Genomic DNA, 17,843 nt, shown 5'->3' with positions numbered 1-17,843 from the left:
GCGGCAGGCGAACACCTGCCGCCAGGTTATCCGGTCGGAGTTGCGCCCCGGCCTAGGTGCTGCACTTGAGCAGCTTGATCGCCTCGAAGTTGGAGACACCGCCGCCGACGCGCTTGGTCGAGTAAAAGTGTACGAACGGCTTGTTCGTATAGGGGTCGCGCAGCGTGCGGACGCCGAACCGGTCGGTGATCAGATAGCCGCGCTGGAAATTGCCGAACGCGACCGGGAAGTTCCCCGCGCCGAGCGCCGGCATATTGTCGTCGGTGACCACGGGTTTGCCGAGGATGGTAGCCGGCATGTCGACACCCGTCGGCGGCGCCCAGATATAGTTGCCCTGCCCGTCCTTGAACTTGCGGATCGTGCCCATCACCGCGTCCGACGTGACGAACGTCGCGCCATTGCGATAGCCGGAGCGCAGCGCATAATAGAGATCGAGCAGCGCGTCGGTCGGGTCTTCGGTGGCGAAAGCGGCGGCCGCGCCGGTCTTCACGAAGCCGAGCTTGCCCCAGGCATAGCTGTCGTTCGCGACGGTATCGTACTGCAGGAAGCCGCGGGGCTTCTTGTTGCCGTTGCCGTTGACGAACGCCGCGCCTTCGGCTTCGGCGAATTCGATCGAGACTTCGTCCGCCAGCCACTGCGCGATATCGAACCGCGCATCGTCGAGCATCGTCTGCGTCGCCGCCGGGTTGGCGTAAAGCTCGCCGCTGTTGATCGTGATCTGGCGCAGGATCGGCGTTGCGGTTTCCGGGCGTTCGTCCTTCTCGTCGACCCAGCCGGCGCCCGCGCCGCCCATATTGACCAGCTTCTTGTATTCCGAAGCGGACACCGACACCACGCGCGAAATGCTGCGGATCGCCGAAACGGTGCCGAGCACACGGTCGATGGTGTCTTCCATCTGTTCGGGTACGAGATAGCCGCCATCGGGGTCGGACTGGGTCGTCAGCCCGGCCTTGACCTCGAGGTCGCGCATGCTTTCCGGTTCGGTGCCCTTGCGAAACCAGCTGTTGTACACGCCGGCATGTTCGCGCGCCTCGGCCGAGATGTCGTCGCCGGCGCCGCCGACCTTGCCCGCGGCGATATCGGCCTGCGCCTTTTCCAGCGCGGCCGTCAGATCGGTGATGCTGGTGTTGATCTCGCCCATCTTCTCGCCGAACAGGGTGTCGTCGACCTTGCTCTTGAGCTCGCTTTCGTTGGTTTCCTTGAAGGCGGCGAACGCCTGCTGGATCTGCGCGACGATTTCCTTCGGATCGGTCGCATCGGCACGCGGCGTCGCACAGACGGCACGCGGCGTGCGCACGACAGCGGCGCCGGCCGCGAGCAGCGCGGCGCGGGAATGATTCTTCATCGGATTTGCTCCCTATGAGCGGATTGTGCTGAGGAGGACGGCAAGCGCGCCGGCCAGTTGCGGATCCCCAGCGCCCGGCGTGGGGGTGTCGGGATCGGCAGCGCCCGGCGTGCCTTCACCCTTGATGCGGTTGATCTTCGCGCGCGCTTCGGTGCGCGTGCATCCCGCGGCGACGAGCTGCAGCTCCATCGCGCGCAGATCGTTGACCTTGCGATCGCTCGCCTTCGCTTCGGGATCGTCGGTGACCTGGTCCGCCGGCAACAGCGCATCGGCGAATCCGCGCTCGATCGCCTGGCTTCCGGACATGAAGGTTTCGGCGTCCATCCAGCCCGCGATCGCATCGGCGGACTGACTGGTTCGCGCGGCATAGACGTCGCGCATCGCCGTATCGAACGGCGCCAGCCATTCAGCCGTCTCGGCCATGTCGTGCCGGTTTCCGATCGCCAGCACCCAGCAATTGTGGATCATGATGAACGAAGCGGCGCCGATCTCGATACGGTCGCCCGCCATGGCGATGATCGATGCGGCCGACGCGGCCATGCCCATCACCTTGACTGTGATTTCCTGCGGATGCTCGCGCAGCACATTGTAGATCGCGATGCCTTCGAACATGTCGCCGCCGAAGCTGTTGATCTGCACTTCGACCGGCCGATCGCCGATCGCGCGTAGCTGCGCCGAGACGCGCTTGGCGGTGATGCCGCCACCGGTCCAGAAGTCCTCGCCGATCATGTCGAACATGGTGATGACGTTGTCTCCGGCGGCGACCGCGCGAATGCCCGCCGCATCTTCGCTCCACCGGTCGAGTACCGACGATTTGGTGAGCGCGGAAACGTCGCGCATCGCCGGCATCGGCAAAGCGCCGGGGCGCGCCTTAGCGTTGACGATTCGCCGCTGCGTCGTCTTCATCGTCATCATCCTTGCTTTGTGCGCTCGCGTCGCCGGCCGTATTCGGCGGCGGATAGAAAATGTCGCCGCCCTCGCGCGGGTTCTCGTCTTCCAACTCGAGCACCTTGTTCGGGCTGTAGACGCCCCACTGAAGCGCGTTGACATAGGCCGCCCAGCGCGCCTTGATGTTGCCGCGCACGAAGGCCCGTCGGTTGAAGCGGGCATAGACATCGGGCTCCGCGATCAGATCCGCGTTGATTCCCTCTTCCCACATCGTGAAGTCGTCTTCGGCGGTGAAGTCGAGAAACCCCTGCCGCTGCTCTTCGATGCCGGTGCCCCAGCTCGTCGACTTCTCCGTCATGCCCAGCATGTGCGGCGGCACGCCGTAGAACATGGCGATTTCCGCCCAGGATAGCTTCTGCGCGTCGATCCATTCGAGATCGGCGAGCGAAAGCGAAATCCTCTCGTACTTCAGCCCCTCCTCAAGGATCATGAAGTCGCCTTCGCGATCACCGCCGGCGCGGAATTCCTCAGTCGATTCCTTCAGGCGATCATATGCCGTTTCGCTGAGTTGGTTATCGGTCTGCAATGAGCCGCTGACCCGAGCGCCACGACCGAGAACCTTTCCGGCATATTGCCCCATCGCCAGCGACGTGCCGATCGTCTCGCGGGCATAGGTGATCGGCGTCACGCCGGTGATTCCGTCGAGCGTCAGCCCGAACAGGTGAAATACCTCTTCCTGGCGCAGCCGTATCTTCTTGCCGTCCTTGCGCGTCCAGTCGTGGACGATCGACAGATCGTCGAGCTGCTTGGTCTGCACCCGCCCCGGATGCAGCGGGATAAGCGCCTGCGTCCCGCGAACACCCGGCACCTTCAGCGCATAGGCGTTACCCCGTAGCAGCACATGCGCCTGCATCATGCGCTTGAACTGGTGCGGCTTCTGCCATTGGTTGGGGCGCCGCCGAAACAGGCGGTATGCGAAATGGTCCGACGCATCGGCGCGCGTGCGTTCGTCGACGCGCCGTTTGATGTCGAGCGGCAATGTCGCCGGCCCGGTGCAGCGAAGTCGCACACAGCCATAGACCGCCGCTACGCGCAGTGCCCGTTCCGGCGTGACCGCTTCGCCGGCCGCCGAGATATTGCCACTGCGCAGCGCCTCCTCGAGCTGCTCGGGGCTGACGATCAGGGTCCCGCCGCCTGCGGACTGCGTAGCGGCGCGAGGGGCGCTCGCGGCCGTTGAGCCGGTGCGCGGAAAGAAACCCATATCAGCCCGCGTTTCGGCCGCCGAACATGGCGAGCGCCGTGACGATCGCGCCCGGCACGATCCACCCCGCCGGTTCCCATGCCATGCCCGCGCCGTGCGCCAGCGCTCCAATTCCGGCGATGATCATCATGTCGCGCCGATCGAAGGTGCCGGCAACGCGCGCGGCGGCGCGTTTTACGACTATCCAACGATCGCGATTCGTCATCCGGCTATCTCCGCAATCACAGGCGGCGAATGCCGCGCTTTTCGTACACCGAGGCAGTAGAGAGCGGCGCATTGTCCGCCGCCCCCGCTCCCATCGCGCAGGTCACGATCCCGTCGATGCGCCCGCGCGAGCGCTTCTTGTCGAAACAGCGGTTGCCCGCCCCGTCATTGTCCAGCGCCGCATTCGCCGCGCAGCTGTAGGTGACCGCCGAATCGTCGATCACGATCCGCTGTTCGAGAATGCGGTCCTCGAACCGCTCGATCGAGCGCGGCATGCAATATTGCCGGTCCTCGAACATCACGCGCTTGCCCTGCGCGTGGACCACCATCTTGAGGCCCTGCCCCTGCGGCTCCTTCGGGCCCTTGAAGCGCCAGGCGGGAAACCCGATCGTCTCGCAGGCGGTCTCGAAATCGGCGATCTGCGCCGGGTCGAACGCCAGCTCCTGGACGTCATGCTCTGCGCAGAGCTTCGCGACCCGCGCCGCGATGAAGGTCTTGTCGATCGTCGTGCCGGGAACCGCGGTGAGCAGCCCCATCTTCACCCAGTCGGGATAAGGCGCCTTGTCCGCCTTCGCCCGGTCTTCCATTCCCTCTTCGGCGGCCCAGTACCAGGTCTTTTGCCACAGGATGCCGTCCGCATCCTTCCAGGTCGCGGTGAGCGCCGTCAGGTCGTTCTTCTTCGACAGGTCGAGCGTCAGCCAGCACGGGCAGCCCTTGAGCGCCGCGATAGTCTCGTCGTCGATCGGCGCGAGTATCGCCGCCCATTTGTCCTCGGCGATCCAGAAGTCGGCCGCGCCGGTCGGGATGCCGAAATAGAGCCGCTTGACCGAGCTCGCCGTCGACAGCCGCGTCTTCGCGGTCTGTACTTCCTCGCGAATGTTCTCGACGGGATAGGTGATCCCGAGCGCCGGCAGCGACTTGCCCCAGCATTCCTCGTTGTCGAAGACCGTTTCGCGGTCTTTCTTGTCGGTGCGCGCCACAAAGGAGAAGGCGGTGTCGTCCTTGACCTTGCCTTCGGCGATCGCGATCGCCGTGTCCGAATAGGACGTACCGACATGCTGCGACGTCGCCGGCGTATTGGTCCCCAGCACCATCATCGCCGATCCCGCGATCTTGGTGATCGCGCGGCGCCAGGTCTCTATCTGGCCGTCGCTGTCGAATTCGTGGATTTCGTCGGCCAGCACCATGCGCGGCCGCGGACCCGATTGCTGTTCGCCGCCGGCGAGCGGCAGGAAGAAGGATTGCGTGTCGGGATGTTCGATCTTCCACGCATTGTCGCCCTCGCCCCGGATGACGACGTGGCCGAGTTCCTCGAGCGTCTCCTCTTCGTCATACCCCGGCACCTGGGCGCGACACATCGCCACCGCGTCCTTGAACAGCACGAACGCCGTTCGCTTGTCCGCCGCGATCGAATAGACCTGCGCGCGCGGAAACCCGCACCAGCCCATCGCGTACAGGCCGAGCCCGGCCATCATCGGCGACTTAGCCTGCCCCTTGCCGGTCTCGACGAATGCCGATCGGAAGCGCCAGCGCCCGTCGGCGTTGACCCAGCCCATCAGTGATCCGACGCAGAACGTCTGGTAGGGCAACAGGTGGAACGGCCTGCCCGCGGCGGGGCCGTCCGTGATCGTGAACAGCGACGGAAAGAAGTCCAGCGCGCGCTGCGCCAGCTCCGGCCGCCAATAATATCCCCGCGCCTGCGCGTCCTTCAGGTCGCGGAGATGGCGCTCCGCGGCGTGGCGGACGATGTCGCCGACGACGAAGTCGCCCCGAACCGCCGCTTCCGCCCATGCCGTCGTCGGATCGGTCTTCGGGGCCGACTTACGCCCTCGGTCCGAGGAACGCATCGGCACCGGCGCTGCGCTCCCGTTTCTTCGCTACCTTGCCGACCCGGCTCCGACGCCCCGGCGACAGCCCGAGCTGCGCCTCGAGACGCTCGACGGTCTTCTCGGCCTCGCACTGCGCCTTGTAATGGATCGACAGCCGCGCGATCGCCTTGGGATTTTCTGGGTTCGGCTCGGTAATCAGCCCGTCGATCGCCACTTGCCGCGCGCAGCGGTCATAAACGAGATAGGCGATCACGAGCCGCTGGATCGCGTGCCCGTTCGAAGGCGAAAGGATCTCGCGATCGGCCATTTCTGCCGTCACGCAATTCCAATGCGCCTTAGCGGCTTTGCGTTCGTTCGTGTCCGACAGCAGAACCGACCAATTCGGCTCCACAATTCCCTTCCCGAAATCCCCCTTTTTCGCTACTTTCCGCGCAGCCATCATCCCGAACTTTTTACTTTGAAACCGCTCTCAGTGTGCACGGAGGGCCGAACCGGTGTCCGGGCCGAGCTTCGCTGAAGTTTTGACCCACCCCCGGGGTCTCCACCTCGATTCGCTGCGCTCCAGGGGTGATCCGGCCCGGTCGGTCGACCAGCCACGTCGACACCACGCCCGCCGGCGGCAACGTCAAACGCGAACTGCTCAGCGGTGACAGCCCGATGATGGGGCTCACATAGGTTGCGCGTGTTTTCGTCGACATCGAGGCCTCCCAACGCCAGCGGCTTGATGTGGTCGACTTCGACAGCCGGTTCCGTCCGGCCTTGAGCGAGGCACATCTCGCACAGACCTTTCGTGCGCTGCAGCCGACGCTTACGCGCGCGTTGCCCGGCACGGCCGCGCAGGCGATCGCCCGGCTTGTTAGACACGCACCGCTGCCTTCACTTCATGCGCAATCGCATCCGCCCGCGCCACGCGATCACGCGTGATCCCCCGCTGCACTTCGAACGATAGCAGGCTGAGCCGCTTGGACAGCGCCGCCAGTTCGCGCACCATATTCTCGCGCTCGGCCGTAGTCATTCGGCCACCGTCAGCGCTTCAATCCGCGCCACCGAACGCCCATCCTGCGCTCGCTCATTCACGAAAACAGCGCCGATGTCGGCAATGAGATGCCCCGCGACGCGCATATCGGCTTCGGGCAGCTCGTGCAGCCATTGCCGCATCGCATCAGGACTATGGCTCGCCACCGTCAGCTCGTGTCGCGCGCCTTCAAAGGTCGCCGATCGCCACGCCCTGCAGCCCGACGCCACCACCTCGAAACCAAACCCCGCCCGCTCGGCCGAGCGCATCAGCGCCCGGTGAAGCTTGGCGTCGGCGTCAATCATGGTTCAGGCGGCCGCCAGATCGATCGCGATCGAACGCCAGGCCGCGTCCGGATCGTCCCGCTCATAGAAGCGGATGTACGTGCGCGAACCGATCACCCGGATCGAATCGCGGATCGCTTCCATCGCCTTCTTCCAGCGCGCGTCGGCGATCTCCACGCGGAGCAGCATGAACAGCTCGGCGCGGTTGATCTGCCCTTCCTTGTCGACCTGAAATACGCGGTTGACGAGGCTGCGCAACTCGACGCGGCTATCGGCCGACCATTCGGCGAGACACTCGTCGATCAGCGATTTCGCCGACTGCAGCTCGGGCCCGAACTCGATCAGGTCGGCGACCTGTACCTGCACCTTGCGACACCCGTCGAACGACGTCAGCGTGATATTGCCCTTCTTGCCGCCCAGCGCGGCGCCATATTGCTGCGCGATCAGCGCCTGCAGCGACCCGACATCGGCAAAGGCGTCGGCCTTGAATTCGCGCACGACGCCGGAAACTTCGCGCGCCTTGTCAATGATGGAGCGGACGGTATCGTCCATCAGCAAGTCGACCGGCTTCACCGAAGCCAGCGGAACGAGACTGCCCTTGGCGTCGCGCAGATAAAGCTCGCCGCCGACGTCGATCGCGGCGGGGTGCGGGATTTCGGTCATCGGGTTTCTCGCCGATCGGCCCGCTTGCCGGGCCTCAAGCCTGCCCACTCCAGCGCGGCAAGCTCGTTGCGCGCGGCGTTGCCCAGCATCAGCTCGCGCTGCATCGCCTCGAGCTGCTCGCGGCGAACGGCGATCGTCTCGCCATCCGTCGCCGCGATCGCAGCGCCCAGCGCGCCGGCGTCGATCACGCCGATGCCCGCCCGGAAAACTGCGCGGGAATGCGGCGCGGCCAGCGAAGGCCGTAGCATTCGCCCGATTGGTCGAAGATCAGCGGCAGCACCACCGGCGGCAATCCGTCGCCGATCTGCAGCGGCACGTCGCGGCGATGCATGCCGGCGCGCTTCATGATCCGCTTCTCGATCGTGCGGACGAAACCACTCATGCCGATTCTCCGATTGTCAGAACCAGGCCTTGCCGTCGCGATGCCGGATCGGCGCCGCGCTCGGCCGCGCATTGCGCCCGCGAACGGCCTGAACCATCCGCGTCGCGATGGCCTGCACCTGTTCCTCGAGTGTCTCGACATGCGCCTGCGATCGGGTGCCCAGCTGCATTTCACCGATCACTTGGTCGAGATCACCGCTCGCGCGCTGGAGCTCGGCCAGGGTGTCGGAATGCAGCTGGGCCATGAAGCGTCTCCGGAGGGGTGCCGGGTACGAAAAAGCCCGCCTCCAGGGGGAAGAGACGGGCTGCGGACGCAATTGTCGCGGGGTCGGATTTGGCCCTTTTATGGCCGTTTGGGGAGGTTCCAATCCGGGAACCCCCTCAATTTATTTTCTGGAGATTTGGATTTTTCGGCTGATTTCGTGTTGACACGATAGGCCCATTGGGCCTAGATAAAGTGTATCGGCAATCAACGCCGACACGGGGACGCCGCCGGAGCGGGGCGCAGGAGATACGACAATGACCTACGCAATCATCAACAATAATATCCTCGTCGACACCTACACCAATAGCACATGGCACCGCGACGACCAGGCAGAGGGCATGACGGCCGGTACGCTGGCCCTGATCTTGGCGACTAAGCCCGGCGGGCTCGACCTCGGCACCGCGCTCGCCTTTGCGGCAGGATCGAACGATCGCGATCAAATCACTGATGGCCAGCGGATTGCGCAGCTCAGCAGGGAGATCGACGCGCTTACCAATACCTTGGTGCGACACCTCGATAAGCTGCCGCGCGCGACCGATGATAGCGGTTGGTTTGTCGATGGTGGCGCCGTCGAGGATGATTTTGCCGGCCAGTTGCGGCAGGCGATCGACACCCTCCAAATCGAGCGTAATACGCTTGTCGATCGGTATCGTCATCTCGTCGATGCCGCGCTCGCCTCACGGACCATCGATGACCTTGAGCGTGAGGCCATCGCATGATCGCTCCGCCGCACACTCAAGATGTCGAGCGCGACGCCGCGCTTTTTGAGGATTGGTCAGCGGGCGTCGATCAACACGGCACATGGCTCTGGATCACCAAGGTCTATGGCGAGGATGTATTCAAGGTGCGCGCCGACACCCCCCGCGGCAACGCGATCCTAAAGCGCCTGGGCGCAGTGCGCCGCCCGCGCCTCGGCGGGCCGGGCGCACGCCCCGATGGAACAGAACCGTGGGAATTGCGCGTGGAACACTGGCGCGCGCTTAAACAGGTGCTGCCCGAGCTGGTGCACGAGCGCGAAGCCATGCTGCGCGATATGCGCTATCGCAATAAGTCCGATTGGGTGCCGTTTGAGGTATCGCTCAAACAGCATGGCCGCGTGCTGGCGGTGTTTGCCGGGCGGCCACACCCGCACGATGTGCGCTATCGGGTCTGGGCTACTCAGCGGCGGGATGCGCGGGCACTCGGCGCAAGCATCGGCCAGATGTACGATCGCGATCTATGGTTTGTGCCGACACGGCACGCGCGGATTGAAGCGTTCCGCGATCTCGCCTCCGCAGCGCGCACCTGTTGGATATAGTCAGTGACCTATCTCAATCACCTTACCCTCAACACAGGGCACCTACGCCGATCGTATCGCAGCGAGGTCAATCCCTCCGCGCTCGCGCACACGCGGGACCTGCTGGCCGACGCGATCGAGGCGGGCGGCGACATCGCCATGCCGGTCGATCGATATCGCCTCCATGTCGAGCCGTTCGGGTCGCGCCGGGCGGCGCTATGCACTGTTTCCCGCGCTGCCGCACCGATCATGTCGATGGGCGTGGCGGCTCGCCCGGCAAGGGCGCTCTGGGGTCAGTTGATCGCAATGCGTCACCGACTGCAGCTGGATGGCCCAGAGCTTGCCGAGCCTGATGCGCCGTGGTGCGCCGCGCTGCTGCTGCCGCCATCCGACGATGATCACGGCGCGATGGCCTGGCTGGGCGATTTAGAGCGCTGCGCGGCCTGGGCTTGGATTGAGGGCGCGGCATGACCGGCCCCGAAATACGTGCTGCGCGCGACGCTTTCGGCCTTAGTGCCGAGGGCCTTGCGCGGCTGCTGGAGGTGCAGAGCGGCCGCACGGTGCGCAAATGGGAGTCCGGCGACCGTAAAATCTCCGGCCCCGCCTCGGTCTTGCTGCGAGCATTGTTGGAGAGCCAGTCTGTTCGCCAATATTTTGGGGTCGTGATCGAAGCGGATTCCACAGCCAAATCCAAATAGCCAATTTTCTAGCCCAGCCCCGCCTGCGCGGCAGCAAGCGTCGCCTCGTCGACGTCACGGCACGCGGACCGCATCGCCGCCGGCCACGCATCGAGCGCATCGATCAACAGCCGCTTCGCCCGCCGCGCATGCATGCTATGCCGCCGGGCAACCACGCTGTATCCCGCCGCATCGCCGACGATCATGTCGAGCACCGCCGCCGCGTCCGCGCCCAGCCTCTTGCGCCATGCGCCATAGGCGACCTCGCGCCGCACCGCGCCCAGCGCCTCGAAAAAGCTCCCGTCGCCCACGGGCGTCCGATCGACGCGCGTCTCGAGGCTGGCCGTGCGCACATGCACATCGGCGCCGATCCGCTCGGCCACGCCCGCGATTTCCACCGCGGCCGCCAGCTGGTCGGCGTCGATCGTCCCGTTGTGATAAAGCCGCGAAAGCGCGCCCTGATTGACGCGGCTCGCATGCTCGTGCGTCTGCGGCGTGCCGGTGTGCTTGTGCCGCCATCGTTCCTGCTCGGCGGCGTTTTCCTTACGAAGCGCGCGCTCTTCCCGAGCAAGTTCCAGATGACGACAGGACCAGCGACTGCGATTATTCGCCGCCTTCTCGGCATGTATGTGCTCGAGCGCGATCGCCGCCTTGGATTTGCGCCGGCGCGGCGCCGGGTCCGAATTCCAGCCCGCGTCGCTCGGCGCCGGCGCCGTCCGTGCGCGATGTTCCGCCTGCGCTTCCCGCCGCTCGGCCAATGCCTGCCGATGATAGCGCGCCTCGATGCCGCGCATCACCTTCCGCTCAATCCGGCTTTCCGTCATCCCCATTCCCCGCTTCGATATCGGGGATATGGACCAGCGGCGGCAGCTGCGGCAGGTTCCGATCCGGGAACGCCCCGGTCGCCGATCGCGTGGCAGGGTTCACCTTCCATCCGCGCGCGACCAGCGCGATCGCGATCTCGGCATCACTCAATTCGTCCGCCATTTCGGGCAGGCGAATGCCGCGCTCCACGCCCTTCAGTCGAATAATCAGGCCTTCGGCTTCGAGCCGTCGAAGCAAGGCGCGCACGCGCGTGGTGCTGACGCCGATCGCCGCGGCCATTTCCCGCGTCGCCGGGCTAACGCCATGCTCGGCGAAATAGCCCTTGATCCAGCCGAGCAGCTGAAATTTTCGGCTCGACATCTCGGGTGAAATGCGTAGCGGCGACATGTTCACGCGGGAAAAACCCTCCCTGCGCCGGAACATAGCGGGAAAATCGCGGATTTGCCAGTCATCGCCCGGGCCGGTGCGGCGGAGGAACCCTCCGCCGCAGGGAGACGGGCGGCGCGGATTTGGGCGGTTTCGCGGGTGACGGTACGGCGGTCGTACCCCGGGCGATACCCCTGCCTAGCTGAGCATCTGGGTGGCGATGATCACCGCGATCCCTATGGCGATGATCACGCCAAGCTTCAGCCCCACCTGCCTTTCCTCACCGTCTTCGCCCGGCGTGAAGCTGTCGACGCCACGAAGATGATCCAGGAGCGCGCCGGCGGCCGTGAAGATCGCGCCCGCGAGGCACATGACCGCGCCCGCGACGAAAAGCATCATCTGCCGCTGCATCAGCCCGATATTGTTGACGGCGCCAACGCTGGGCATGCCGTAAAGCGACGACGACGGAGCATATGTCGAAACGCTTGTTTCAAGGAAGAAAGCGGCGGCTCCCGCGAGCACTCCCACGATCATCAGCAATATGCCCCAACCCTTCATCGACGCTCTCCCCTTATTCCAGCTCCACCCAATCGCTGATTCGATCCTTGCGAAACGCGCGCACCTTCTGGCGATCGACGCAATAGCCGACGATCAGCGGCCCTTTGCTCGCCCATCCGCGCAGCTTGCGTCTCGTGACGACGCCATCGGCGTCGACATAGGTGAAACCGACCAGCGCGCCCTTGTCACCGGCCTTCCACCGGGCGTCGGCCGCGATCCACGCCGAAAGCAGCGCGCCGACCAATCCCATCCTGCGCCGGTCGATCGGCCGCCGCGCGATCGCGGTGCGCCCCGCCCGAATCGCCGCGACGATCGCGGCATGGGCTTGCGGGCTGGCGCTCGCGGCGCGCACCGCTCGCAACAGCGATCTGGAGGATATTCGTCGGAGCGGACTAGGCCCGCCGCCGAACTTCCTCGGCGCCTTCATCCCCCTCCCCCTCGTTGCTCGCGCGATATTCGGTGCGCGGCGCATGGATCGTATGCGCCCGGCCGCCGCCGTTCGGTTTGCCGCGCATGCTTCTGGCGATCTGCAGCAGCGCCCGCCGATCGGCGGGCGACATGTCCGAAAAATGGTCGATCAGCTCGCGTGCTTGCGAATCAAGCGGTGATGGTTCCGGCCCTTCCGAAGACGGGTCATCGGTTTCGCCAGTCAAATATTCCGGTGAGGTTCCAAGAGCCTTTGCGATCTTGTGCAGATGCGCGGATGACCTGGACCGGCCACTCAATAGAGCAGCGATCGTACCCTGGGTGAGCGAGACCCGGCGCGCCAATTCCGATTGGCTCATATGGCTGGCGTCGAGCCGCTCTCGAAGGCGGGCTCCAAGCGTCACCACAGTATTATCTAACGGAATGCCAATAGGTGAAAACGCAATCTCCCTGTTGACTCATCTATTGAAATGCCTTTAGCTCGCTGCATGGGTATCGAATCGACGATAGACACACCTCTTGCCGAAGCGGTTCGCCGGAGCGGATCGCAATCCGCATTCGGTCGCTTGATTGGCCGCAGCCAGGCGTCGGTTCACGAGTGGCTTCGCGATCATAAGCCACTCCCCGCCGAACACGTCCTCACCGTCGAACGCGAAACGGGCGTCTCGCGCCATGATCTGCGTCCCGATCTCTATCCGCGCGGTGAAGTCGCATGATCGCATTTCGTCACCTCCCCCCCTTTCGCCGCCGACGGGCCGGCGAAACCCCGTGTCGTGCCTCCGGTGCCCCCGGCGCCACGGGTGGCCCTTTTGCCCGTCCGTTACGCGTACCCCTCCGGGCGGCGGTGGCCCTGGGCCGCCGCCCGGAACCCTGCCCTCCTTTCCCGGAGAGCGGCGACGGCCTTCTGATCTTCTTCGGCCGCCCCGTTCCCTCGGGTCGCGCCGGCGGCGGTTTCCTCCCGGGAGCCGTCGCCGGTTTTTCTACCCACGCCGCAACCGTACGTCTGCTTCGCTCGGCGCACCGGTCGGAAGCGGTCGCATGACCAAACTGCGTCCCCCGCTTTCCTTCGAGGCCGCGATCCAGCGCGTCGTCGCACTTCTCCCGCGCGGCTATGAAACCGCGGGCGCCGCGCTAGGCCGATCGGCGCGCTTCGTCGGACAGCTTGGCGATCCCGATCGCCGCGAACAGATCAAATTGCGCGACGCGCTCAAGCTCGATCAGCTCTATCGCCGCTTCGGCGGCAGGGGCGCGCCTTTGCTCGAAAGCTATCAGCTCCAGCTCGGCGTCGCCGATCTCGAAAGCCGGATCGACGAACCCAACGTCCCCGCCTCCGCGATCGAACTGGTCAGGGAAGGATCGGAGGCCGTTTCCGCGTCGATCGCTTTCACCGTCCCGGGTGCCACCGAGCGCACCCGCACCGATGCGATCCGCGAAACCGAGGAACTCGCTCAGGCGTGCCAGCGCGCGCTCGCGCAATTGCGGTCGGCGCCTTTGCCGCCGCCAAAGGCGCGACAGCCTCCGTAACGGCGCGGTTCGGCACCTCAACCACGAAATCTCCCCCTTCGGCGCGCCCCGCGCCCGGAGACGGCTTTTTGCAACCAGGAGACTTGCGATGTCCGATCCCAACGCCGGAACGCTGTCCGAAGCAAAACCGCCAATGACGCCCGGCACCTATTTGCGCAAACGGCGCGAAGCGTCCGGGCTGTGCGTCCTCGACGTCGCCGTGCGCATCGCCGCGCCGGGCCAGACCGCGCGCCTCGTCCGGTCGCTCAACGAGATCGAGCGCGACGAACTGCACGTCACCGACGCGATCCTCCACGCGCTGCGGCACGCCTTCGCCTTTGACCCGCAAATCTATGCCCAGCTGCTCGATCTGCACGTCAGCGATGCCGCGGCCGCCGCGATGCTGCCCCACCCCCAGCTCTGTCGCGTCTGCGCCTGCAGCTGGCACGATCCCTGCCAGACCGATGACGGCCCCTGCCACTGGCAGGAGCGCGATCTCTGCTCGGCCTGCGTCGGCGCCGATCCCGGCGAACCCGAAGCCGCGCCGGCCTCCGGCGAAAGGCAGGCGGCATGACTACCATCGCCGCTCCGCGCCCCGCGCCGCGCACTCACCCGCATTGGTGCCGCTGCACCGCATGCACCCCGCCCTCGCCCGCCGATCGCCGCGGCTGCACGCCGTCGCTGGCCGCCCTGCTGTTCGTCGCCGGCATCCCCACCGGCGCCGCCGCGATCGCCATCGTCGACGCCGCGATCGGCGGGCCCGGGCTCGCGGTCATCACCGGACACGAAAGGACTTCACGATGAGCGACGCCATCGCCGCCGACCAGCTGCGGCTGTTGATCGAGCGTATCGAGCGCCTCGAGGAAGAGAAGAAGGGCCTGCAGGACGACATCAAGGATGTCTACAACGAGGCCAAATCGACCGGCTTCGACGTCAGGACGATGCGCCAGGTCGTCCGCCTCCGCAAAATGGAAAAGCACCACCGCGACGAAGCGGAGGCCCTGCTCGAAACCTACTGCGCCGCGCTGGGGCTGCGATGACTGAAGTTCAGATCCTCCCTCCGCTGCAGCACCACGTATCGATGCCGCCCGCAAGCACCGAGGCGGCCATCCTCAACGCCGTCGTGCGCGCCCATCCCCACTGCGGGAACCAGCTCGAGGCGGCGGTGCGCATGGCGCTGCGCCTGGGCTGGGCCGCCCGTCACCATTGGGAAGGCATGGAAACATGACCCCCAATCCCGGCCATCTCCCGGCGGAAGCGATCGGCAGGCGCGTGCGCGTGCGGCTCGCCAACGGGCGGATCGGCCGATCCGATGCCGGCGCCTCGTCCCCGCCCGGATGGGCGGCCGACGGTCGCGGCGGCTGCCGCTGGACCCGCACCGGCAGCGACTTCGACATCGCCGAATATGAGGTGATAAAATGACGACGGCCACCACCACGACCACCGATGTCACCATCACCCGCACGGAGCTCGAGAACGCCGTGGCGCGCCTCGGCGGCCGCGTCAGTTGGCCGCGCGGCCGCCGCCCGCGGCCCGACGCCGCCGTGATAGCCAGGGCGGAAAAGCCCGCCGAATATTGGGACGCGGTTGAAGTGCCCCGCCTGCCCGAGCCTGGCCGGCTTTCACGACGCGTTTTCGAGGATTTCTTCGCCGCGATCGCCGCAGGCGACACGCTGACCGCACGCGGCCTGATGCCGCGCGTGTTCGGCAACGACGCACAGATCGCCGCGATCGATCGCCTTCCCTTGATCGCTTCCACGCAAGGAGACCTCTTATGACCTCCGAAACCCGAACCATCGACCAGCTGCGCCTGTCCCGCTTCAACGTCCGCACCAATGAAGAGGACGCCAACGCCACCGACGCGCTCGAACAATCCATCATCGAGCACGGGCTTTTGCAGCCGCTCGTCATCCACCCCCTGCGCGGCAACGCGATGAAATGGGGCGTCCATGCCGGCGGCCGCCGCTATCGCGCGATCAGGCGCCTGATCGAACGCGGCGCCCTGCCCGCGGACTGGCCGGTGGACGTGCGCGTCACGGACCTTTCGGACAGCGCGCTCTACGAACTGTCGCTCGCCGAAAACCTCCTCCGCCGCGGCCTGCGCCCGCACGAGGAATTCGAGGCGATCCGCCGTGCGGTCGACGCGGGCGCTCCCGTCTCCGAAATCGCCGCCCATTTCGGCCATCCCGAACGCTGGGCGCAACAGCATCTTCGCCTGGCGCGGCTCGCGCCGCCGGTACTCGAGGCATTCAAGTCCGAGGAAATCGGACTGGATGTCGCACGAGCCTTCGCCGCCACCGAAGACGATGATGCACAGATCGCGGCCTGGGCAGTCTTCCGCAACGAACCCGAATGGCATCGCCGCCCCGAAACCGTCCGCCGCCTGCTCAAGATCGGCGACGCCGAACTCGCGCGGTTGCTGCGCTTCGTTGGTGACGCCGCCTATCGCGACGCGGGCGGCCGCTTCGAACTCGACCTGTTCGCCGAGGAGGCCGAAGCGCGCGGCCGTGTGACCGACGAAGGCCTGCTTCGTCGCCTCGCCGAGGAAAGGCTTTCGGAGATCCGCGAACGGGCCCGCGCCGGCGCCGGTCGCGTTATCCGCTTCGCAAAGGAACCGCCGACAAACGACTATCGACAAACCGACAAGGGCCTTCAGATCCACCCGGCCGAAGCGGACGGCAAGATCGAACTGCCTGAAGGCGATATCGTCGCCACGCTGGAAATCGACGAAGCCGGCGAAGCGCTCCTGCGCTGGTGGTGGGCTACCCGCAAGGCGATGAGCGAAGCGAGCCATCCCGAAAGAAAAAAGGCCGCCGCCGCGAAGCCCGCGCCCGATCCCCGGAAAATCTATGCCGTCGATGTCGAAAGGCTCGGCGACGGCGCGGCGGTCAGCGACAATTTCTCCGCCAGATCGGTAGCCGACGCGTCGCTCAAACAGGAGGAGGGGCTGACGCAGGAAGGCGTCCAGGTCTTCCGTTCGCTCCGCCGTGCCGCATTGTCCGCGCTGCTCGCCTATGACGCGGCACGCGGCGGCACGGTCGGTCGCGATTATCTCATCTGGTCACAGCTGCGGATGATCTTCACCGGCGATCGCGCGGCGAAGATCGGGATCAAGGGGCTGCAGCCCGCCGATCACGACAGCGATCGCGCGCGCGATCACCTGCAGCAGCAACCCGGATATCGCCATCTCGCCGCCGAATGCGAGCGGCTGAAGAGTGAGCCCTTCGTCGCCGATCCCGATCCGGTCGCGGCGTTCATGGCATGGCGAGCGGCAGACGAAGCGACGCGCAACGAGGCGGCCGCGATCGTCGCCGGCCTTGCGCTCGAACGCTCGCTCGCCGCCCCCGGCTATCGCATCGCACTGCACGATGCGCTCGCGCAGGAAATGGGCCTCGCCGATCCGGCCGCGCTGCGAGCGGTCATCGCCCCGACCGCCGATCTGCTCGGCGAGCTTCCCCGGCTCCAGCGGCTTGCGATCAGCCAGCCGCTCGTCTCCGACGATCGCCAGCGCGAGCTGATCCGCAAGAAATCGGACGAGCTCACAGCCGCCGTCCTCCGCCTCGTTCAGGGCGAACCCGCCTGGGTGCACCCCCTGATCGCATTCGACGCCCCGCCGAACCCGGACGCCGTCGCCGCGCGGTCCGATCAGCACGACATCGAGGAATATCTCGCCGGCGAGATCGCGGAGGCGGCGGAATGAACCGGCTCCCGCGTGCGAACGGCTCCTTCGAAAGCTTTGGCGAGCCGGAAAGTCAGAAGCCGCTGCCGACGGTGGTGATGGCAATTCCAGGCGCCGGCGACGTCGTCATTCACCAGGCGCATTTCATCTTCGCCGGCGACTTCGACACGCCGAACGGAAAGCGCATTTCGGTCACTACCGGACGCTCGGCCTGCAAATGCGGCTGCGGGCGACCCGGTGTCGCCTTCTGCGCAACGCCGTCTGTCGACGAGGCCCGCGCTCTCGCTGCACGCATCCTCGCGGTCGCCGATCAAATCGAAGCGGAGGCCGCCGCGGCGGGGATGGCTGCGATCCGCAAGGCAGGAGGCAAGCTATGAACCTGCACCAGTCCAAACTGG

The 17,843-nt window shown here is 66.0% G+C and carries 31 protein-coding genes and 1 pseudogene; 14 read left to right on the top strand and 18 right to left on the bottom strand.

The genetic code is table 11. The features are described from left to right. Nucleotides 1-52 precede the first annotated feature (52 nt). The 13 genes and pseudogenes from G5C33_RS10165 to G5C33_RS10105 form a co-directional block, all read right to left on the bottom strand. The gene (locus G5C33_RS10165; protein ID WP_165327105.1) at nt 53-1,345 is read right to left on the bottom strand and encodes a phage major capsid protein; all 1,293 of its coding nucleotides are present in this window, start codon (nt 1,343-1,345) and stop codon (nt 53-55) included. A 12-nt stretch (nt 1,346-1,357) separates the two neighbouring features. Further along, nucleotides 1,358-2,251: a head maturation protease, ClpP-related gene (locus G5C33_RS10160; protein ID WP_165327104.1), complete on the bottom strand. Its 894-nt coding sequence runs from the start codon at nt 2,249-2,251 to the stop codon at nt 1,358-1,360. Continuing rightward, complete coding sequence (locus G5C33_RS10155) at nt 2,217-3,494, bottom strand: phage portal protein (RefSeq protein ID WP_165327103.1); 1,278 nt, start codon at nt 3,492-3,494, stop codon at nt 2,217-2,219. Before G5C33_RS10155 ends, G5C33_RS10160 begins: the two co-directional genes overlap by 35 nt. Nucleotide 3,495: 1 nt before the next feature. Next, a complete protein-coding gene (locus G5C33_RS10150) occupies nt 3,496-3,699 on the bottom strand; it encodes a hypothetical protein (RefSeq protein ID WP_165327102.1) in 204 nt (67 codons plus the stop codon). A 16-nt stretch (nt 3,700-3,715) separates the two neighbouring features. Continuing rightward, the gene (locus G5C33_RS10145; RefSeq protein WP_165328812.1) at nt 3,716-5,545 is read right to left on the bottom strand and encodes a terminase large subunit; all 1,830 of its coding nucleotides are present in this window, start codon (nt 5,543-5,545) and stop codon (nt 3,716-3,718) included. Continuing rightward, nucleotides 5,520-5,966, bottom strand: a complete 447-nt coding sequence (locus G5C33_RS10140) for a P27 family phage terminase small subunit (protein ID WP_165328811.1) — start codon at nt 5,964-5,966, stop codon at nt 5,520-5,522. Before G5C33_RS10140 ends, G5C33_RS10145 begins: the two co-directional genes overlap by 26 nt. Before the next feature lie 266 nt (nt 5,967-6,232). Next, nucleotides 6,233-6,301, bottom strand: a pseudogene (locus tag G5C33_RS19345) (hypothetical protein); the annotation flags it as partial. A gap of 82 nt (nt 6,302-6,383) precedes the next feature. Beyond that, on the bottom strand, nt 6,384-6,542 hold the full coding sequence (locus G5C33_RS10130; RefSeq protein WP_165327101.1) for a hypothetical protein: 159 nt from the start codon (nt 6,540-6,542) through the stop codon (nt 6,384-6,386). Next, the gene (locus tag G5C33_RS10125) at nt 6,539-6,847 is read right to left on the bottom strand and encodes a hypothetical protein (protein ID WP_165327100.1); all 309 of its coding nucleotides are present in this window, start codon (nt 6,845-6,847) and stop codon (nt 6,539-6,541) included. The genes G5C33_RS10130 and G5C33_RS10125 overlap by 4 nt, the downstream gene beginning before the upstream one ends. A 3-nt stretch (nt 6,848-6,850) precedes the next feature. Then, nucleotides 6,851-7,489: a DUF3164 family protein gene (locus tag G5C33_RS10120; RefSeq protein WP_165327099.1), complete on the bottom strand. Its 639-nt coding sequence runs from the start codon at nt 7,487-7,489 to the stop codon at nt 6,851-6,853. Further along, complete coding sequence (locus G5C33_RS10115; RefSeq protein WP_165327098.1) at nt 7,486-7,677, bottom strand: hypothetical protein; 192 nt, start codon at nt 7,675-7,677, stop codon at nt 7,486-7,488. Before G5C33_RS10115 ends, G5C33_RS10120 begins: the two co-directional genes overlap by 4 nt. After that, on the bottom strand, nt 7,674-7,871 hold the full coding sequence (locus tag G5C33_RS10110) for a hypothetical protein (RefSeq protein ID WP_165327097.1): 198 nt from the start codon (nt 7,869-7,871) through the stop codon (nt 7,674-7,676). The genes G5C33_RS10115 and G5C33_RS10110 overlap by 4 nt, the downstream gene beginning before the upstream one ends. Before the next feature lie 16 nt (nt 7,872-7,887). Next, nucleotides 7,888-8,115 (bottom strand): hypothetical protein, encoded by a 228-nt coding sequence (locus G5C33_RS10105; protein WP_165327096.1) that lies wholly within the window; start codon nt 8,113-8,115, stop codon nt 7,888-7,890. A 274-nt stretch (nt 8,116-8,389) separates the two neighbouring features. Between G5C33_RS10105 and G5C33_RS10100 the strand changes: the two genes are divergently transcribed. Genes G5C33_RS10100 through G5C33_RS10085 form a run of 4 tightly spaced genes read left to right on the top strand, consistent with a single transcriptional unit; the run spans nt 8,390 to nt 10,109 of the window. Further along, nucleotides 8,390-8,854, top strand: a complete 465-nt coding sequence (locus G5C33_RS10100) for a hypothetical protein (protein ID WP_165327095.1) — start codon at nt 8,390-8,392, stop codon at nt 8,852-8,854. Further along, complete coding sequence (locus G5C33_RS10095; RefSeq protein WP_165327094.1) at nt 8,851-9,432, top strand: hypothetical protein; 582 nt, start codon at nt 8,851-8,853, stop codon at nt 9,430-9,432. Before G5C33_RS10100 ends, G5C33_RS10095 begins: the two co-directional genes overlap by 4 nt. Before the next feature lie 3 nt (nt 9,433-9,435). Continuing rightward, entirely contained in the window at nt 9,436-9,882 is a 447-nt protein-coding gene (locus G5C33_RS10090; RefSeq protein WP_165327093.1) for a hypothetical protein, read from the top strand. Then, nucleotides 9,879-10,109, top strand: a complete 231-nt coding sequence (locus G5C33_RS10085) for a helix-turn-helix domain-containing protein (protein ID WP_165327092.1) — start codon at nt 9,879-9,881, stop codon at nt 10,107-10,109. The genes G5C33_RS10090 and G5C33_RS10085 overlap by 4 nt, the downstream gene beginning before the upstream one ends. Nucleotides 10,110-10,117: 8 nt before the next feature. Here the strand turns inward: G5C33_RS10085 and G5C33_RS10080 are convergent, their stop codons facing one another. The 5 genes from G5C33_RS10080 to G5C33_RS10060 form a co-directional block, all read right to left on the bottom strand. Further along, complete coding sequence (locus G5C33_RS10080) at nt 10,118-10,912, bottom strand: hypothetical protein (protein ID WP_228275024.1); 795 nt, start codon at nt 10,910-10,912, stop codon at nt 10,118-10,120. Beyond that, entirely contained in the window at nt 10,893-11,273 is a 381-nt protein-coding gene (locus G5C33_RS10075) for a LexA family protein (protein WP_165327091.1), read from the bottom strand. Before G5C33_RS10075 ends, G5C33_RS10080 begins: the two co-directional genes overlap by 20 nt. A gap of 204 nt (nt 11,274-11,477) precedes the next feature. Next, nucleotides 11,478-11,819 (bottom strand): hypothetical protein, encoded by a 342-nt coding sequence (locus G5C33_RS10070; RefSeq protein WP_165327090.1) that lies wholly within the window; start codon nt 11,817-11,819, stop codon nt 11,478-11,480. Between the two features lie 31 nt (nt 11,820-11,850). Then, the gene (locus tag G5C33_RS10065) at nt 11,851-12,189 is read right to left on the bottom strand and encodes a hypothetical protein (RefSeq protein WP_165327089.1); all 339 of its coding nucleotides are present in this window, start codon (nt 12,187-12,189) and stop codon (nt 11,851-11,853) included. Nucleotides 12,190-12,229: 40 nt separating this feature from the next. After that, nucleotides 12,230-12,667, bottom strand: a complete 438-nt coding sequence (locus G5C33_RS10060; RefSeq protein WP_165327088.1) for a helix-turn-helix domain-containing protein — start codon at nt 12,665-12,667, stop codon at nt 12,230-12,232. 84 nt (nt 12,668-12,751) lie between these two features. Here G5C33_RS10060 and G5C33_RS10055 point away from each other — a divergent pair, with 84 nt between their 5' ends. The 10 genes from G5C33_RS10055 to G5C33_RS10010 all read left to right on the top strand — a co-directional run bounded on the left by G5C33_RS10055 (nt 12,752) and on the right by G5C33_RS10010 (nt 17,822). After that, nucleotides 12,752-12,979 carry a transcriptional regulator gene (locus tag G5C33_RS10055; protein WP_165327087.1) on the top strand — a complete coding sequence of 76 codons (228 nt, stop codon included), beginning with the start codon at nt 12,752-12,754 and terminating at the stop codon, nt 12,977-12,979. 322 nt (nt 12,980-13,301) lie between these two features. Continuing rightward, the gene (locus tag G5C33_RS10050; protein WP_165327086.1) at nt 13,302-13,787 is read left to right on the top strand and encodes a hypothetical protein; all 486 of its coding nucleotides are present in this window, start codon (nt 13,302-13,304) and stop codon (nt 13,785-13,787) included. Nucleotides 13,788-13,875: 88 nt separating this feature from the next. Next, complete coding sequence (locus G5C33_RS10045) at nt 13,876-14,340, top strand: RodZ family helix-turn-helix domain-containing protein (protein ID WP_165327085.1); 465 nt, start codon at nt 13,876-13,878, stop codon at nt 14,338-14,340. After that, nucleotides 14,337-14,570: a hypothetical protein gene (locus G5C33_RS10040; protein WP_165327084.1), complete on the top strand. Its 234-nt coding sequence runs from the start codon at nt 14,337-14,339 to the stop codon at nt 14,568-14,570. Before G5C33_RS10045 ends, G5C33_RS10040 begins: the two co-directional genes overlap by 4 nt. Next, entirely contained in the window at nt 14,567-14,806 is a 240-nt protein-coding gene (locus tag G5C33_RS10035; protein ID WP_165327083.1) for a DUF2312 domain-containing protein, read from the top strand. The genes G5C33_RS10040 and G5C33_RS10035 overlap by 4 nt, the downstream gene beginning before the upstream one ends. Then, complete coding sequence (locus G5C33_RS10030; RefSeq protein ID WP_165327082.1) at nt 14,803-14,994, top strand: hypothetical protein; 192 nt, start codon at nt 14,803-14,805, stop codon at nt 14,992-14,994. The genes G5C33_RS10035 and G5C33_RS10030 overlap by 4 nt, the downstream gene beginning before the upstream one ends. Next, entirely contained in the window at nt 14,991-15,188 is a 198-nt protein-coding gene (locus tag G5C33_RS10025) for a hypothetical protein (protein ID WP_165327081.1), read from the top strand. Before G5C33_RS10030 ends, G5C33_RS10025 begins: the two co-directional genes overlap by 4 nt. Next, nucleotides 15,185-15,544: a hypothetical protein gene (locus tag G5C33_RS10020; protein WP_165327080.1), complete on the top strand. Its 360-nt coding sequence runs from the start codon at nt 15,185-15,187 to the stop codon at nt 15,542-15,544. Before G5C33_RS10025 ends, G5C33_RS10020 begins: the two co-directional genes overlap by 4 nt. Further along, complete coding sequence (locus G5C33_RS10015; RefSeq protein ID WP_165327079.1) at nt 15,541-17,466, top strand: ParB/RepB/Spo0J family partition protein; 1,926 nt, start codon at nt 15,541-15,543, stop codon at nt 17,464-17,466. The genes G5C33_RS10020 and G5C33_RS10015 overlap by 4 nt, the downstream gene beginning before the upstream one ends. After that, nucleotides 17,463-17,822 (top strand): hypothetical protein, encoded by a 360-nt coding sequence (locus G5C33_RS10010; protein ID WP_165327078.1) that lies wholly within the window; start codon nt 17,463-17,465, stop codon nt 17,820-17,822. The genes G5C33_RS10015 and G5C33_RS10010 overlap by 4 nt, the downstream gene beginning before the upstream one ends. The last annotated feature ends 21 nt before the right edge of the window (nt 17,823-17,843 follow it).

Source organism: Sphingosinithalassobacter tenebrarum (genome assembly GCF_011057975.1).
Taxonomy (GTDB): Bacteria; Pseudomonadota; Alphaproteobacteria; order Sphingomonadales; family Sphingomonadaceae; genus Sphingomonas; species Sphingomonas tenebrarum.
Note: the sequence above shows the minus strand (reverse complement) of the source record. Positions and strands in the feature narration are given on the sequence as shown.